Source organism: Janthinobacterium sp. HH106 (genome assembly GCF_001758725.1).
GTDB lineage: Bacteria > Pseudomonadota > Gammaproteobacteria > Burkholderiales > Burkholderiaceae_D > Janthinobacterium.
The window spans coordinates 1-16,427 of the sequence record NZ_LRIC01000062.1 but is presented as its reverse complement, the minus strand read 5'-3'; the positions used below and the strand labels follow the sequence as shown (position 1 = coordinate 16,427).

Below are 16,427 nucleotides of genomic sequence, written 5' to 3'. Positions count from 1 at the left end.
GCGCTACCGCCTTACTGCTGATCCTGCATCCACTGCTTCAAGCCGTTGACCCAGTTCTTGGCGGGCAGGTTGAACTGTTTCTTGATGGTGGCGGCGCGTTCATATAGCTCGCTGAAGTCGAGCGATGGCGATTTTTTGAAGGCCAGCACGACGATGTTTTCATCTTCCATTTCCGGCACCCAGACGACGGCGTCGAAGACCAGTTCCATCGCCTGCAAGTTCTTGTCGTAGTTGGGGAAGTCGCCGAAGACATTCGTGCACATGATGCCGTCGTCCGTCAGGCAGTCAAAGCAGGCCTGGTAGAACTCGGGCGTGTCGAGCACGGGGCCGCGAGCGTCTTCGTCGTACAGGTCCACTTGCAGCGCGTCGACCGTGCCGTGGTTGGCCGGGTCGAGCACGAAGTCGAGCGCATTCATTTCGCGCACGTCGAGGCGAGCATCGTTCGGCGGCAGCGCGAACTGGGCGCCGCAGATGGCGATCACGTTCGGATTGAGTTCGATGGCCGTGACCGTGGCGTCGGGAAAGCGGCGGTAGCTGAACTTGGTCAGCGCGGCGCTGCCCAGACCCAGCTGCACGATGCGTTTGGGCTGCGTCTTGAACAGCATCCACATCATCATCATCTGCACGTACTCGAGCTCGATGGCGTCAGGTTTGTCCAGGCGCATGGCGCCCTGCACCCACTTGGTGCCCAGGTGCAGGTAGCGGATGCCGCGGTGTTCGGTGGTGGTGGCGGGCGGGTGGCCCGGGTGGCTGAAAGCGGTGTTGCTGGTGGAGATAAAGTCGGTCGTCATGGCGCCAGTTTAGCAGCCGCCAAAGAAAAAGACGCCGTGGCGTCTTTTGGTTAGAGCGCTCAAGATTGCTTGCGGCGTCGCGCCAGGAAGCCGAGTATGCCCAGGCCGGCCAGCAGCATGCCATAGGTTTCCGGTTCGGGAACGGGCGCCAGGTTCAGATTGAAGACGCCGCCATAGCTGCCGCCCTTGGTATTGCCGATGACGGTGAGGACCAGCGGGCCGTTGAACAGGAGGCTTGTAGGCGCCAGGACTTCGCCCTGGGCATAGCCAAAGGGGGTGGGGCTGCCAAACCCCGTCAGGCCGATGCCATTCAGGTTGGCGCTGGTGAAGCTGATGGAAGAGCTGTCCGAACCCGTGACGGACAGGTTGGCCAGGAAGGCTTGCGCGGTTGAACCGAAGGTCGCGTTGGGCGTGAACGTGAACGTATCGGTGAAGTCGCCGAGCGGGCTGGGAACGGCGCTGAAGCCGCTGGTCCACAGATTGCCCGTGGTATTGACGAGGTTGACTGTGTAGGCGGTGGCGCTGGCGCTGCCAATGGAAGCAGCGCTCAGGACTGCCGCTGCGATGAGTGATTTTAATTTCATATTGATCCCCGCGAAAAAACGATTAATGTTTCAAAAAAACCGTACCGCGTTGATAAATTATCGCCGAGACTAGTCATTGTCAATTAGTTATTTTGATATCATTATGCAAACTCAAATAGCTTATTTCTAACACACGGGCATGGGGCTCGGGCAGTTGCAATATTCAGCATGATAATTATTAATATTGCACTGAAAATTAATCGCGGATGATGTGATTTAAAAATCGTTACACAAGGAACTAATTTCTGTCGAGTAAGGGAAGAATCAAGGTCACCGCCAGGCCGCCGTCCTCGCGGTTGGCCAGGGTGATGCGCCCGCCATGGGCTTCGGCGATTTCGCGCGCCAGGGCCAGGCCCAGTCCCGTGCCGCTGCGCTTGGTGGAATAAAACGGCACCAGCGCGTTTTCCAGCACGGCGCCGCTCATGCCCGGCCCGCGGTCGCTCACTTCGATGCGCAGCTGCCCTTGCGCCTGGCTGACGTGCAGGCCGATATGCTGGAGCTTGGAGCCGGACTCCAGCGCATTCTTGAGCAGGTTCAGCAGCGCCTGCTGCATTTGCGCCGCATCGAACACGGCAGCCTGCGCGGGAGGCGGACCGTCCAGCGTGAAGGCCGCTTGCGAGGCCAGGCTGTCGAGGAAGGGTTGCCATTCGCACGGTGCCAGTCGCGGTGCGGGCAGCTTGGCAAAGCGCGCGTAGCCGAGGATGAAGGTTTCCAGATGGCGCGTGCGCTCCTCGATGGTGGCGAGGATTTGCGGCAGGCGCTCCGTCTGGCCACGGCGCACCAGCTCGGCGCCGGAATGGGCCAGCGAGGCCAGCGGCGCCAGCGAGTTGTTGAGCTCATGGCTGATGACGCGGATGACCTTTTTCCAGGTCTGCACTTCCTGGCGCCGCAGCTCCAGCGTCAGCTGGCGCAGCAGCAGCAGTTCGTGCTTGCGCCCGTTCAGGCTGAAGCTGCGCCGCGCCAGGTGATACACCTCTTCCTGCTCCCCTTCGCCGCTGGTAAACAAGCCGTCGTTGCGGCGCGCCAGCGCTTCGGCCAGGGCCGGCGCCGCCTGCTGCACGATGTCGGCCAGATGATGCCCTTCGAGCCGGCGGCCGTGGTGCAGCAGCTGGCGCGCGGCCAGGTTGGCGTAGACGATGGCGCTGCCCTCGGCCACCAGCAGCATGGCCACCGGCGTGTTTTGCACCATGGTGTCGAGCAGCAGTTCGCGCTGCACCAGGTCCAGGCGCTGCTTGCGCAGCACGTCGCCCAGCGCATTGTGGGCCGCCACCAGATCGGCCAGTTCATCGTTCTGCGGCCAGCGCAGGCTGAAGCCGAAGTCGCCGTCCTGGTAGCTGGCGACTGTGCCGCTCAAGGCGCGAAACAGCGACAGCATCGCCTGCAGCTGCGCGCGGATGGTAATGACGGCCACCGGCAGCACGCACAGCAGGGTACCGGCCAGCACCAGCAGCGGCTGGCCTGGCAAAAAATGCGCGAGCAGCAGGGCGATGACGATGCCCAGCACCAGCAAGGTGACGATCAGCGCCGTCCAGCGCGTGAGCAGGGAAAGACGCATGGGGCGGTCTGCCATCAGCCGCGCGCGATGCCCAGGCGTTCCATGCGCCGGTACAGGGCCTGGCGCGACAGTCCCAGTTCCTGCGCCGCCTGTGCCACCACGCCGTGCGCGCGCGCGAGCGCCGCGGTGACGCTGTCGCGGTCCGGTTCCGCCGCGCCGGCATCCTGCGGCGCGCGCGGCGATGTGGCACCGGCCAGCGGCAAACCCGTTTCCAGCGCGCCGATCAACGGGCCGGCCGTCAGCAGGCTGGCGCGCTGCATGACGTTTTTCAGTTCGCGCACATTGCCCGGCCAGCCGTGTGCCAGCAGGGTGGCCTGCGCCTGCGCGTCCAGCGTTTTTTCGCTGCCCAGGAAATGCCGCGCCAGCACGAGGATGTCCAGCGGACGCTGGGCCAGCGGCGGCAGCCGCAGTTCGATCACGTTCAGGCGGTAGAACAGGTCTTCGCGAAACGTGCCGGCCTTGATCATCGCGGGCAGGTCGGCATTGCTGGCGCTGATGACACGCACTTTCACTTGCCGCTCGCGGTTCGAGCCGAGGCGTTCGAAGCGCCCCGTTTCGAGCACGCGCAGCAGTTTCATTTGTCCGGCCAGCGGCAGGTTGCCGATTTCGTCGAGGAACAGGGTGCCGCCGTCGGCCGCGTCGAACTTGCCGTCGCGCGCCCGTGTGATGCCGGTATAGGCGCCGGCCTCGGCGCCGAACAGTTCCGCCTCGATCAGCTCCACGGGAACGGCGCCGCAATTGAGCACGACGAAGGGGCCGCCGGCGACCTGGGAATTGGCTTGCACGATGGCGGCGATGCGTTCCTTGCCGCTGCCGTTCGGCCCCGAAATGAGCACGGGCACGTCGGCGCGCGCCACCTGGCACGCAAGGTGCACCACTCTTTCGGTGGCCGGGTCTTGCCATACCATGCCGCGCAAGTCGAAGTCGTGCTCCAGGGCGTGGCGCTGGCGCTGTTCGGACAGCACGCGCTGGCGCAGCGCGCGGTTTGCCTGTCCCAGTTCCAGCAGGTTCTGCACGCTGGCGATCAGGCGCCGGTCATCCCAGGGCTTGGCCAGGTAGTCGGCCGCGCCGGACTTGATCAGGTCGACGGCCGCGTCGAGCTGGGTCCAGGCCGTCAGCAGGATCACGGGCAGGTCGGGGTAGCGCGCGCGGATCGCGTGGAACAGCGCGCTGCCTTCCTCGCCCGACGTGGTGTCGGCCGTGAAGTTCATGTCCTGCACCACCAGGTCGATGGCGTGGCGCTCGAGCAGATGCAGGCCTTCCTCGGGCGAGGCGGCGCGCACGGCGTCGATCTCGTGCAGGGAAAACAGCACGTCGAGCGCGATGGCCACGGCGGCATTGTCGTCAATAATCAGTACGGTAGGCATGCGCGCAGCATATCACTCAGGTGCCGGCTCAGGTACTGCGGGTGGCAGTGGCCGGCGAAATGCTGGCCGCGCGCCATGCCGGGCCGTACACGGCGCCCAGGCCCAGCAGCCAGAACACGAGCGCGCCGGCCAGCAGGTAGCCGGGCGGCAGGCGCGCCATTTCCAGCTGGCTTACCAGCAGCTGGTTCAAGCCCAGGGCCAGCAGCACGCCGCACGCCACGCCGGCGCTGGTGATCATGAAATTCTCCGTCAGGAAGTAGCGCAGGATGTCGACGCGGCGGGCGCCCAGTGCGCGCCGCACGCCGATCTGCTTCCTGCGCTGCGTCACCCACAGGCTGGCGATGCCGACGATGCCGCTTGCCGTCACCAGCAGCAGCAAGGTCGACACGGCGATCAGCATCCAGGACAAGCCCTGGTCGGCCCGGTAGCGTGACGTGCGGTGCTTTTCCAGTGTATCGGTGCGTACCAGCAGGCGCTCGCTGGTGGCGCTGCGGATGGCTTGCTCGGCCTCCTTCATCAGGCGGTCGCGCTGGCCAGGCTCGGCCCGCACGGCGTACAGCAGCGAGTCGCGCGAACCCGTCAGGCGCGCCGGCAGGATCAGCGAATGCTCGCCATGCGCGCTGACCTGGCCGACCTGTGTCTGCAACCGCTCCACCACGCCGATCACGCGCATTTCGTCGTCATCGTCGCCGGTGCCGTTGAACAGGGTCTTGCCGACAAAGCTGCTTTCGCCAGGCCAGATCTTTTGCGCTGCGGCGAGCGTCACGATGACCACCTTGGGAAAGGTCTCATCGACTTTTTCATCGATTTCCAGCACCTCGTCGGGATGGAAATCACGGCCTTCCACCAGCTTGAGGCCGTATGTCTTGACCAGCGAGTCAGGCGTGAAATACATCGACGTGGTGGCGCTGGCCGTGGGCTGTCCACGCTTGATGGAGACATTGGTGCTGCTGCCGGAACGCGACAGCACGGCCTGCGAGGTCTGCGCCACGGAGAGCACGCCGGGCAGGCCGCGCAGCAAGGCAGCCTGGCGTTTCTGGTCGGCCAGCTGGCGCTGGTGGCTGCCTTTGTCCATGCTTTGGATGTTGACATAAAAGATGTCGTTTTCAGCGGCCACGCCGGTGGGGCGGGCGGCGATCGCCTGGCGCAGGTTAACGATATGCAGGGCGTTGGCCAGGATGGCCAGGCTGATGGCGACCTGCACGGCGACGAGTACGGCACCGGTTTTGCTGCGCATCAGTGCCGACAGGATGGGGCGGATTTCCATGTTGAACCTCATTGCGGTACGGTGAATGTCATTGGGATTTGAGCTGTATCGCCGGCGTCACCTGGCAGGCGCGCCAGGTGGGCAGCAACCCCGCCAGCAGGGCGGCCAGCACGGAGACGGCAAACGTCAGCAGCAGCATCGGGATATCCATGTGCGCCACGGTGCCCAGTTCCTTCGATTGCGAACGCACGACGGCCAGCGCTGCATACGCCAGCAGCAGGCCCAGCACGCCGCCGGCCAGGCCGATGACGCCCGTCTCGATCAGGAACTGGCGAAAGATGTCGCGCCGTGTGGCGCCCAGCGCACGGCGGATCCCCACTTCACTGGCGCGTACGGAAAACTTCGCCAGCAGCAGGCCGATGGTATTGACCAGGCATAGCAGCAGGAAGCCGAAGGCCAGCCAGGCCGCCAGCTTGTTGTCGTTGTCGACCACGTTCAGGAACACCATCCATTCCTTGACGTTGTACAGCGCGTTGGGCGCGTGGCGCGGCATGCGGCCCAGCTTGCGCTGCTCGGCAGCATAGCTGTCGAGATATGCCTGCAGCTCGCCACGCTGGCCCGCGTTTTCCATCTCGAACCAGAACTGCAGCCAGGTACAGTCCGACGCCAGGGTGCCCTGGAAGCCGGGGCCGCGTTCGACGCCGCTGCAGGCCATGCCGCCGTCATGCCGCGTTTCATGGCGGATGGCGCTGGCAAACGGAATGAAGAATTCATCTTCCGTGCCAAAGGCGCCCTTGCTGCCGATGATGCGGTGTATGCGCGGCACGGGATCCCAGTGATCGAGCACGCCGCTGACCAGATAGGACTGTCCCAGTACCGTCACGCGCCGGCCCACGGGATTGACCGTACCCAGCAGTCTTTCCGCCAGCGAACGGCTCAGCACGATGACGTCGGCGCCGTTGGCGTCATCGGCTTCGCTCCATGGCTGGCCATACAGGAAGGGGACTTCGAACATGGCGAAGAAATCGCGCGTGGGCGCCAGGCCCTGGGCCTGGAAGGCACCGATATCCGTGCGTGCTGGCTCGACCGGGCCGGCCACGCCGTACATGACGGTGCGGCGCACGCCCATGTTGCTGGCCATGAAATGCTTCGCGTCGGTGTAAGCCAGCTGCGACTGGCCGAAGCTGGGCTTGGCGCCCGGCACATAACTTTTCAAGGGGACGACGTCGATCATCGGCACGAACAGGCGGTCGCTCTTGTGCGGCAGCGGGTCGCCCGACATGGCGTGCAGGATGGTGACGGTCGACACGCTGGCGGCCACGCCGACGGCCAGGGTCAGCACCATCAGCACGGTCAAGGCGCGGTTGCGGCGCAGGCTGCGCAGGCCCAGCGTGAAATAGTAGCGGAACATGGTCTCTCCTTACGCGGTCGCGGCGTGCTGCGGCCTGGCCGACAGCGAGGCGCCGTGCTGCACCAGGTCCGACACCTGGCCGTCGATGATGTGCACATTGCGCTGGCTGCGCAGCGCCAGTTCCGGATCGTGCGTGACCATCAGGATGGTGGTGCCTTGCGCGTTGATGTCTTCCAGCAGCTCCATCACGCCGCGCGCCATCTGCGTGTCCAGGTTGCCCGTCGGTTCATCGGCCAGCAGCAGCTTGGGCGACCCGGCCAGCGCGCGCGCGATCGCCACGCGCTGCTGCTGGCCCCCCGACAGTTCGGCTGGATAGTGTTTCATGCGCGACGCCAGGCCCACCTTGGCCAGCGCGTCCTCGATGCGCTCCTTGCGCTCGGCGCGGTTGAAGCCCCGATAGCGCAGCGGCACGTCGACATTGTCGAACAGCGACAGGTCGGGAATCAGATTAAAACCCTGGAAGATGAAGCCCAGCTTTTCATTGCGCAGGCGCGAACGGGCATTGTCGTCCATGCCCCTGACGTTGACGCCGTCAAGGATGTATTCGCCGTCGGTGAATTCCTCGAGCAGGCCGGCGATGTTCAGAAAGCTCGTCTTGCCCGAGCCGGACGGCCCTGTGACGGTGACGAATTCACCTTGTTGTACGTGGATGTCGAAGCCGCGCAGGGCGTGGGTTTCGATCATGTGGGTGCGGTAGACTTTGCTCAGGTTGTGCATGCGCAGCATGGCGGGGCCTCTTGTGGGGTGAGATGAGTGAGATTCAGTTGAGCGAGACGCGGGCCGCGTTCTCGAAGTTTTCCGTGCCGGCGACGACCACCTTGTCGCCCAGCTTCAAGCCGTCGAGGATTTCCACGACCGCTACGCTGGTTGCGCCCAGTTTGATCGGCGTGCGCATCGCCACGCCATCGCGCACGACGTAGGCGAAACGGCCGCCTTCGGCTTCGACGAAGGAGCCGCGCGCCAGCATCAGTACACCCGGTTTTTCATCGATCAGCAGGCGCGCCGCCACGCGCTGGTTCTGGCGCAGGCCGGCCGGCTGCGCGCCGTCGAAACGCACGCGTGCCAGCACCTGGTTTTTCACTACTTCAGGCGACAGCGCCGACAGCTTGCCGGTCGCCCGGATGGTGCCCGTTTCGATCTCGGCGCGCATGCCCAGACCCATGTCGGCCACATAGGTTTCCGGCACTTCAAGCTCGACTTCCAGCTGCGACAGGTCGACCAGCGTCATCAGGGCGGTATTGGCTTGCACCACGCTGCGGTTGGCCACCGACAGGGTGCCGATGAAGCCGTTGACGGGCGCGCGCACGGTCAGCTCGTCGACCCTGCGCTGGGCGTTGTCGCGGACGAGGCGCTGGCGTTCCAGTTCGTTGACCTTGGTCTTGAGCGCCAGGGTCACGTCTTCGCTTTCCAGGCCCGCCGCCTGCGACGCGTGCTTGCTGCGGATATCGGCGGAATTCAAGGCATCCTTCGCCTTCTGGTAATCGATCTTGGCGATGATGCCCACCTGCGCCACGCTCTCATAGCGCTCCAGGGTGCGCTGCGCGGACAGGCGCTCGATCTCGGCCGTGTCGGCTTCACGGCGCGCCAGCAGTTTCTGCTTCTTGGCCAGGATCTGCTGGCGCGCCACTTCCGCCTCCAGTTGCTGCACGCTCGACTGCTCGCGCTTGAGGGCGTCGGACAGATCAGGCGACTCCAGCACGGCCAGGATGTCGCCCTTTTTCACCGTGTCGCCCGCCTTCGCTTTCAGCGTGACGGTGGCCACCGTGGTCGAATACAGGGTGGGGCTGATCGAGGCGACCACGCGGCCCGTGACGGCCGCGTCGCGGATCAGGGTGCCGCGCGTGACGTCGGCGATGCGCAGGCGGCTGGCGTTGACGGAATGCTCGCTGTTGCGCCAGCCGGCAACGACCGCGACGGCGGCGCCGATGACGATGACGGCGCCGGCCAGCAGCAGGGCGCGTTGCCTGCGGCGCTGGCCCGGCGGGGCGGACAGTACGGCGTCTTGAGAGGAGGTATCGCGGATCATGGTCATGTCTCGTGAAGGATGACTTTTCCAATGCACGATCCATGCCAATGATTAAGTCGTTGATTTGAATGGGAAAAAATTCGGGCGTCCGGCTGTCCGTTGTGTCCGTGCCGTCCGGCATGTCCGCGTGCGCAGGCGGCACTTGATAAATTGGCAATCGCCTGCATCTGCTGTGGCATTCCCTTCATCGACTCCTCCGCAGGCGCCATGCATCCGTTCCTCCAGCAACTTTTCCCTGCCAGCGCCTTCGCGCCGGCGCTCGATTATCCTTTCGCGCGCAGCGACGTGGCGATGCTGCAGCGGCTGACGGGCGAGGCGCCATCGCTCGATGGCCAGACCTGGGACGAGCTGCTGCTTGACCAGTATGCGGCGCAGCTGGCGCGCGAGACCGGCATCTTCGGCCAGCAGGAGCTGCACCGGCGTCTGAGCGGCGGCCAGGCCGATCCGGCCTCTGTCGCGCGCGTCCGGCGATTGCTGGACGACCCGGCACAAGTGGCCAGCCTGGAGCGCGCCTGCCTGCCCTTGCGCCAGGCCGATACAGAGGTGAGCGAGACCCTGTTCGGCGCGGCGCTGGCACCGGCGCCATGGTGGAGCGCCTGGCTATGGCTGGTGCCGCTGGCCCTGTTGCTGGCCATCGCCGCCGCCTGGCTGGTGGGCTGGCCGGCGCTGTTTGGCGTGCTGGCCGCCTGTGTCGCGCTGATGGCCGTACAGGTGCGTTTTTACGAAAGCGCCAAGCAATGGGAGCGCACGCTCGATACCTTGCGCCTCCTGCTGAAAACCCGTGCCGCGCTGGCGCGGCTTGATGGACCGGCAGCCTTGCCATGGGCCGCCGGCGGCGCGCAGGCGGCCAGGCTGACGCGCGCCATCGAGCGCTCGCTGCTGCACTACGTGCCCTTCATCGATACGGTACTGGTCGAATATGGCGACTGGCTCCTGCTGAAAAACATCAAGCGCTATTTCCGCACGCGCCAGTTGGTGGCGCAGCAGCTGCCCTTTCTGCGCGACAGCTTCACCCAGGTGGCGCAGCTGGAAGCGGACCTGGCGCTGGCGCGGCACCTGCGCGCGCTTCCCGTGTTTTGCTGGGCGGGCACCGCGCCGCCGCGCTCCCTGGCTTTGCAGGGCATGCGGCATCCACTGCTGGCGAACGCCGCGCCGCTGTCGTTCGGCGTGCAGGGCAAGGGGGGCTTCATCTCCGGACAGAACGGTATCGGCAAGAGCACCTTGCTGCGTTGCATAGGCTTGAACCTGGTCTGCGCGCGGGCCTTTGGCTTTTGCCATGCGCACAGCGCCGATGTGCCGCGCCTGGCCGTGTATGCGAGCATGCAGAACGAGGACTCGCTCGATGGCGGCGAAAGTCTGTACATCGCCGAATTGCGCCGCGCGCGCGAATTGCTGGCGTTGGCCGAGGAGGGGGCGCCGGCGCTGTTCCTGATCGACGAGATTTTTCGCGGCACGAACCACCTCGAGTCGGTGGCGGCGGCTGCCGCCGTGCTGCATACGCTGGCCGCGCGCCACCTGGTGATCGTCTCGTCGCACAACCTGGTGCTGGGCCCCTTGCTGGAAGACTGCCTGGCGCCGTGGTGCGTGCGCCGCGACGATGCGGGCGCGCTGCTGCTGGCGCCCGGCGTGCTGCAGGCCACGAACGGCATCGCCCTGCTGGCGCAGCGGGGCTTTGACAGCGCCATCGAAGACAAGGCGGAACGCGTCTTCGACTGGCTCAGCATGCACATGGCACAACCGGCCGATTGCGGCGGCGTGCTGGAACGGGCGTGATGGCCGCCCTTACTTGTCCTGCTTTTCCGGCGTGCTCTTGTCGATCACTTCGCGGCAATCGCCGCGGATGATGGCGTTGTCGTAGTTGGTCCAGCCGTAGCTGTCGACGTAGCGCTTGTGCTGCTTGAAGCGGGGGCTGGCGATGCTCCATTCGGGCTGTTCGCCGGCAAAGCGGATGTCGCCCAGGTCGAGCAGGGTGTGGAACATGTTTTCCGTCGACAGGCGCGCCTTCTGATGGCGCCGCAGCTGCGTCACCTTGTCCGGATAATGCTGCTGGAATTGCGGCGAATACCAGACGAAGGCGGGCACGTGGAATTCGAACTGCGTGTTGTGCCCATGGAAGGCCAGGCGGCAGGTGCCGTCGTACAGGGTCTGGCCGTGATCGGCCACGTAGACGAGCGAGCTGCGCAGGGCGGTGCGCTGGCCGTCGTCCTTCAGCATGCCGATCACGTTCGACAGGAACCAGTCCGTGTACAGGATGGAGCTGTCGTAGCTGTTGTTCAGCTGCGGCTTGATCGCCGTGTCCGTGTAGACGGGCTTGTCGACGCCGAACAGCGACGGCTGCCACTTGTCGAACGATTTCGGATAGCGCTGGCTGTAGTTCCAGTGGCTGCCCAGGGTGTGCAGCACGATGAGTTTCTTCTGCGCCGGGTCGGCCAGCGCATTTTTGAACGGGTCGAACAGGATCTGGTCGAAATTCGAACTGTTGGTAAAGCCGCCCAGGTTCAGGAATTGCACCACGTCCGCTTCCTTGGCGAATACGGAGACGGGCGTGTCGAACTGGCCGAACGAGATCTGGTTCGACAGCCAGTAGGTCTTGAAGCCCGCTTCCTTGTAGGCGGTGAGGAAGGATTTTTCCGAGAAGCCATCCTTGAGGCTTTGCGTGGCCGGCTTGCGCGAGATGATGACGGGCACGGACAGGCGCGTGGCGGAAACGGCCGTGATGACGTCGGCCAGCGGCACCAGGTTATTTTCCTGTTTCAGCAGGGGATTGGTGTCGCGTTCGTAGCCGTTCAGGCTCCAGCGGTCGTAACGCGACGATTCGCCGATCACCATGACCACCACTTCCGGATGGGGATCGGGTTGTTGCTGGTGCGCGCCGAAACGGAAGCTGCTGCTTTTCTGTCCCAGCTCGGCCAGGTATCTGCGTTCCTTGTAGAAATCGAAGCCGCGCGCGGCCAGGCCGAAGGGCCAGGAATTGCTGACGGTGTCGAAGGCGTAGGGCAGGCGCGCCCAGTGGGGCAGGCTGGGCCAGCCCAGGCCCGTCTCGTCGGCGCCGGCGATGCTGGCGTTCTCGGGCTTGCTGCTCTCTTCGTCTTCCTCGGCCGTTTCGTCGTCGGCCGAACTGGCGTCGCCGAAGCCGGAGGCGCCCGCCTTGCCGCTGGCCGCCGGATGGCTGGCCTTGGCGGATGCGGCGGTGCTGTGCAGCACCTTGGCCTCGAAACCGAATTCGTAGCCATACCACCAGAAGCCGCCCAGCAGGATCAGCAGCACGAAGGCGGCCGGGCGCGTCTTGCCGCGCCAGTCCAGGTCGCGCGTGCGCGTGGCCGCATACCAACTCAGGGCGCACCAGGCGATCACGCCCAGCATGACGGCGCCCATCAGCCATACTTTTTGCCCGAGAAATTCCATCGCTTCCTTGGGACTGGTTTCGAAGATGATGCCCAGGTGGTGCGTGGAAATGCCCTGGCCATAGAAGATGAACAGGTAGATTTCCGTCGGCAGGGCCAGGAAGGCCGGCACCAGCAGCCAGTGGAAGTAGGCGGGGCGCTGGAACACGCTCCAGACGGCCAGCCAGGCCAGCAGCTCGAAGGTGAGCATCTGCCACGGATGCTCGAGCGCGCGCCCCAGCAGCGTGGGGATGAAGGGCACGGCCGTCAGCAAGGCATACGTCAGGAGCAGGAACAGATTGGCGGGGCGAAGCAAGGAGCGCATAAAGGAGGGCGGGAGGGCAGCGAAAAATGTCCGCTATTATCAATCCTTTTGTTGTCTTGCGGTCATACAAGAATGTGCGTGCCAGATGCTTGGTCGCAGGGAAAGAGTGCCAAATCATCAAGCGTTTGCGCGTGGCGGCGTCCGTACGTCGCTGCCGAAAATTAGTCAAAATGCCACAAATACCCCCGTTCTTTGCCTTTTTTTATAGCAAAAAGCGGTAAACTGATTGACCCCCTGTAACACAAGGTCTAAACTAGCGAGTTCTCGATTTTATTCTGCTCATCGTTTACGCATTACTTGGCATTTCATGGCCGCTCCTTATCGAGTGGCTGCGGGCGCCTCCGGTGCGCAGTAGATGAAAGCGGGACGAGGTTTTAGTCGCCGGGCATCTTGCCCGGGTTATTAATCGTAGTTTTTTGTTGGATTTATAACGATGCCAACCATCAATCAATTGATTCGCAATCCACGCGTCGCTTTGACCGTGAAGAGCAAATCGCCGGCGCTGGAAAACAGCCCGCAAAAACGTGGCGTCTGCACACGTGTTTACACCACGACTCCAAAGAAGCCTAACTCGGCTCTGCGTAAAGTCGCTAAAGTTCGCCTGACCAATGGTTTCGAAGTCATTTCGTACATTGGCGGTGAAGGCCATAACCTGCAAGAGCATAGTGTTGTGCTGTTGCGCGGCGGCCGCGTCAAGGATTTGCCGGGTGTGCGTTACCACATGGTTCGCGGTGCCCTCGATACCCAAGGCGTCAAAGACCGTAAGCAATCGCGTTCGAAGTACGGTACCAAGCGCGCTAAAGCTGGCAAGAAGTAATAAGTTGTACGCAGCAAACCCAAGTTTCGCTCAGTGGCAACTAGCTAAGTGAATGTAGTCGACCGCATCTGGTCGAGTAAGTGGAAGACTATGATGGTCGTCCGCGAGTGTGCGAAGAACGCGCGCTCAACTGAAGATTGAAAGGAATTGATATGCCACGTCGTCGTGAAGTACCCAAGCGCGAAATTTTGCCAGATCCAAAATTCGGCAACACTGATGTCGCTAAATTTGTAAACGTGCTGATGCTGTCCGGTAAGAAATCGGTTGCAGAAAACATCATCTACGGTGCTTTCGAGCACATCGCAGCAAAATCGGGCAAAGATCCGCTCGAAGTTTTTGCTACCGCAATCAACAACGCCAAGCCGCTGGTTGAGGTGAAATCCCGTCGCGTCGGTGGTGCAAACTACCAGGTGCCGGTCGAAGTTCGCCCAGTCCGTCGTATGGCTCTGTCCATGCGTTGGTTGCGTGAAGCTGCTAACAAGCGCAGCGAAAAATCGATGCCACAACGCCTCGGCGGTGAGCTGATGGAAGCGGCTGAAAGCCGCGGCGGCGCGATGAAAAAACGCGACGAAGTCCATCGTATGGCTGAAGCGAACAAAGCGTTCTCGCATTTCCGCTTCTAATATAAAGCCAGCTACCGCAAGGCGGCTGTCAAGCATCTGTTGTTCGAGGCCGGGCTCATTTTTGCAAAAAAATGCTGCTCGGTTTTGTCCATTCATTTAGGATTAATTATGGCCCGCAAGACCCCCATTGAGCGCTACCGCAATATCGGTATTTCCGCTCACATCGATGCAGGTAAGACGACCACGACCGAGCGCGTCCTGTTCTACACAGGCGTGAACCACAAGCTGGGCGAAGTCCATGATGGCGCAGCCACCACCGACTGGATGGCACAAGAGCAAGAGCGCGGTATCACGATTACCTCGGCTGCTGTTACGTGCTTCTGGAAAGGCATGGCAAACAACTTCCCAGCGCACCACATCAACATCATCGACACCCCAGGCCACGTTGACTTCACCATTGAAGTGGAACGTTCGATGCGCGTGTTGGATGGCGCCTGCATGGTTTACTGTGCAGTCGGCGGCGTGCAGCCACAATCGGAAACGGTATGGCGTCAGGCTAACAAGTACAAAGTGCCGCGTTTGGCCTTCGTGAACAAGATGGACCGTACCGGCGCCAACTTCTTCAAGGTCTACGATCAGATGCGTTCGCGTCTGAAAGCGAACCCAGTACCTATTCAGATGCCTATCGGCGCTGAAGACGTCTTCACCGGTGTGATCGATCTGGTCAAGATGAAAGCGGTTATCTGGGACGACGCGTCGCAAGGCATGAAGTTTGAATACGGCGACATTCCTGCACACCTGGCCGCTGATGCTGCCAAGTGGCGCGAGAACATGGTTGAAGCCGCTGCTGAAGCGTCCGAAGACCTGATGAACAAGTACCTGGAAGAAGGCGACCTGTCGGAAGCCGAGATCAAGGCTGCTCTGCGTCAGCGTACCATCGCCAGCGAAATCGTTCCAATGTTGTGCGGTACCGCCTTTAAAAACAAGGGCGTGCAAGCCATGTTGGACGCGGTCATCGAGTACCTGCCATCGCCTATCGACATTCCGCCTGTCCCAGGTCTGGATGACGACGAGCAGCCAGTCGAGCGCGCAGCTGACGACAATGAGAAATTCTCGGCATTGGCGTTCAAGATCGCAACCGATCCGTTCGTCGGTCAGTTGTGCTTCATCCGTTGCTACTCGGGTACCCTGAATTCGGGCGACTCGGTGTTGAACTCCGTGAAGCAGAAGAAAGAGCGTATCGGCCGTATCGTGCAGATGCAAGCGAACGAACGCGAAGAAATCAAGGAAATGCGCGCTGGCGACATCGCCGCCGTTGTGGGTCTGAAAGACACCACCACGGGCGATACGCTTTGCGACGAAAAAGCCAGCGTGGTTCTGGAGCGCATGGTTTTCCCTGAGCCGGTGATTTCGCAGGCAGTCGAGCCAAAAACCAAGGCCGACCAGGAAAAAATGGGCCTGGCGCTGAACCGCCTGGCTGCAGAAGATCCATCGTTCCGCGTGCGTACCGATGAAGAATCGGGCCAGACCATCATCGCCGGTATGGGCGAGTTGCACCTGGACATCATCGTTGACCGCATGAAGCGCGAATTCAACGTTGAAGCGACCGTCGGCAAGCCACAAGTGGCTTACCGCGAAACGATCCGTAAAGTGTGCGAAGAGTCGGAAGGCAAATTCGTCAAGCAATCGGGTGGTCGTGGTCAATACGGTCACGTGGTTCTGAAGATCGAACCGCAAGAACCGGGCAAGGGCTTCGAATTCGTTGACGCGATCAAGGGCGGTACCGTTCCTCGCGAATACATCCCTGCAGTTGAAAAAGGTGTGCGCGACACGCTGACTTCGGGCGTGATGGCTGGCTACCCAGTCGTTGACGTGAAAGTCACGCTGTTCTTCGGTTCGTACCATGATGTTGACTCGAACGAAAATGCATTCCGCATGGCCGCTTCGATGGCATTCAAAGATGGCTGCCGCAAAGCATCGCCAGTCATCCTGGAGCCGATGATGGCCGTGGAAGTGGAAACGCCGGAAGACTACGCCGGTACCGTGATGGGCGATCTGTCGTCGCGTCGCGGCATGGTGCAAGGTATGGATGAAATTGCTGGCGGTGGCGGCAAGATCATCAAGGCCGAAGTACCTCTGTCGGAAATGTTCGGTTACGCTACATCGTTGCGTTCGTCGACCCAAGGTCGTGCGACTTACACGATGGAATTCAAGCACTATGCTGAAGCACCTAAGCATGTGACTGAAGCAATCGTAAGCTCGAAAGCTAAGTAATAGAAGTTCCGGGCCGGCTTTCACGAGAATGCCGGTCCCTACATTTAAATCATTGTTCTAAGGAAGAATAAAATGGCAAAAGGTAAATTCGAACGGACCAAGCCGCACGTCAACGTCGGCACCA

13 protein-coding genes are annotated in these 16,427 nt (G+C 62.4%); 4 read left to right on the top strand and 9 right to left on the bottom strand.

The annotated features are described in order from the left end of the window. Nucleotides 1–11: 11 nt before the first annotated feature. The 8 genes from JAB8_RS23990 to JAB8_RS23955 form a co-directional block, all read right to left on the bottom strand. Nucleotides 12–791 (bottom strand): spermidine synthase, encoded by a 780-nt coding sequence (locus tag JAB8_RS23990; protein ID WP_070223429.1) that lies wholly within the window; start codon nt 789–791, stop codon nt 12–14. Between the two features lie 59 nt (nt 792–850). Next, complete coding sequence (locus JAB8_RS23985) at nt 851–1,375, bottom strand: FxDxF family PEP-CTERM protein (RefSeq protein WP_070291741.1); 525 nt, start codon at nt 1,373–1,375, stop codon at nt 851–853. A gap of 238 nt (nt 1,376–1,613) precedes the next feature. After that, a complete protein-coding gene (locus JAB8_RS23980) occupies nt 1,614–2,930 on the bottom strand; it encodes an ATP-binding protein (RefSeq protein ID WP_254679585.1) in 1,317 nt (438 codons plus the stop codon). 14 nt (nt 2,931–2,944) lie between these two features. Next, nucleotides 2,945–4,297: a sigma-54 dependent transcriptional regulator gene (locus JAB8_RS23975; RefSeq protein WP_070291739.1), complete on the bottom strand. Its 1,353-nt coding sequence runs from the start codon at nt 4,295–4,297 to the stop codon at nt 2,945–2,947. Between the two features lie 28 nt (nt 4,298–4,325). Then, nucleotides 4,326–5,564, bottom strand: a complete 1,239-nt coding sequence (locus tag JAB8_RS23970) for an FtsX-like permease family protein (RefSeq protein ID WP_070291738.1) — start codon at nt 5,562–5,564, stop codon at nt 4,326–4,328. A 28-nt stretch (nt 5,565–5,592) separates the two neighbouring features. Continuing rightward, complete coding sequence (locus tag JAB8_RS23965; protein ID WP_070291737.1) at nt 5,593–6,915, bottom strand: ABC transporter permease; 1,323 nt, start codon at nt 6,913–6,915, stop codon at nt 5,593–5,595. A 9-nt stretch (nt 6,916–6,924) separates the two neighbouring features. Further along, nucleotides 6,925–7,641, bottom strand: coding sequence for an ABC transporter ATP-binding protein (locus tag JAB8_RS23960; RefSeq protein ID WP_070223441.1), 717 nt, complete (start codon nt 7,639–7,641; stop codon nt 6,925–6,927). A gap of 34 nt (nt 7,642–7,675) precedes the next feature. Continuing rightward, a complete protein-coding gene (locus JAB8_RS23955; protein WP_070223462.1) occupies nt 7,676–8,941 on the bottom strand; it encodes an efflux RND transporter periplasmic adaptor subunit in 1,266 nt (421 codons plus the stop codon). Nucleotides 8,942–9,148: 207 nt separating this feature from the next. On the opposite strand from JAB8_RS23955, the gene JAB8_RS23950 reads away from it, so the two are divergent. After that, a complete protein-coding gene (locus tag JAB8_RS23950; protein WP_139143167.1) occupies nt 9,149–10,714 on the top strand; it encodes a DNA mismatch repair protein MutS in 1,566 nt (521 codons plus the stop codon). 9 nt (nt 10,715–10,723) lie between these two features. On the opposite strand, the gene JAB8_RS23945 is transcribed toward JAB8_RS23950, so the two are convergent. After that, nucleotides 10,724–12,649, bottom strand: coding sequence for a phosphoethanolamine transferase (locus JAB8_RS23945; RefSeq protein WP_070291735.1), 1,926 nt, complete (start codon nt 12,647–12,649; stop codon nt 10,724–10,726). A gap of 433 nt (nt 12,650–13,082) precedes the next feature. Here JAB8_RS23945 and rpsL point away from each other — a divergent pair, with 433 nt between their 5' ends. The 3 genes from rpsL (at nt 13,083) to fusA (ending at nt 16,303) form a co-directional block, all read left to right on the top strand. Beyond that, on the top strand, nt 13,083–13,466 hold the full coding sequence (gene rpsL / locus JAB8_RS23940) for a 30S ribosomal protein S12 (RefSeq protein WP_010394376.1): 384 nt from the start codon (nt 13,083–13,085) through the stop codon (nt 13,464–13,466). Between the two features lie 152 nt (nt 13,467–13,618). Continuing rightward, nucleotides 13,619–14,089, top strand: coding sequence for a 30S ribosomal protein S7 (gene rpsG / locus JAB8_RS23935; RefSeq protein WP_010394377.1), 471 nt, complete (start codon nt 13,619–13,621; stop codon nt 14,087–14,089). Nucleotides 14,090–14,197: 108 nt separating this feature from the next. Next, nucleotides 14,198–16,303: an elongation factor G gene (fusA, locus tag JAB8_RS23930; RefSeq protein WP_070223447.1), complete on the top strand. Its 2,106-nt coding sequence runs from the start codon at nt 14,198–14,200 to the stop codon at nt 16,301–16,303. Nucleotides 16,304–16,427 lie beyond the last annotated feature (124 nt).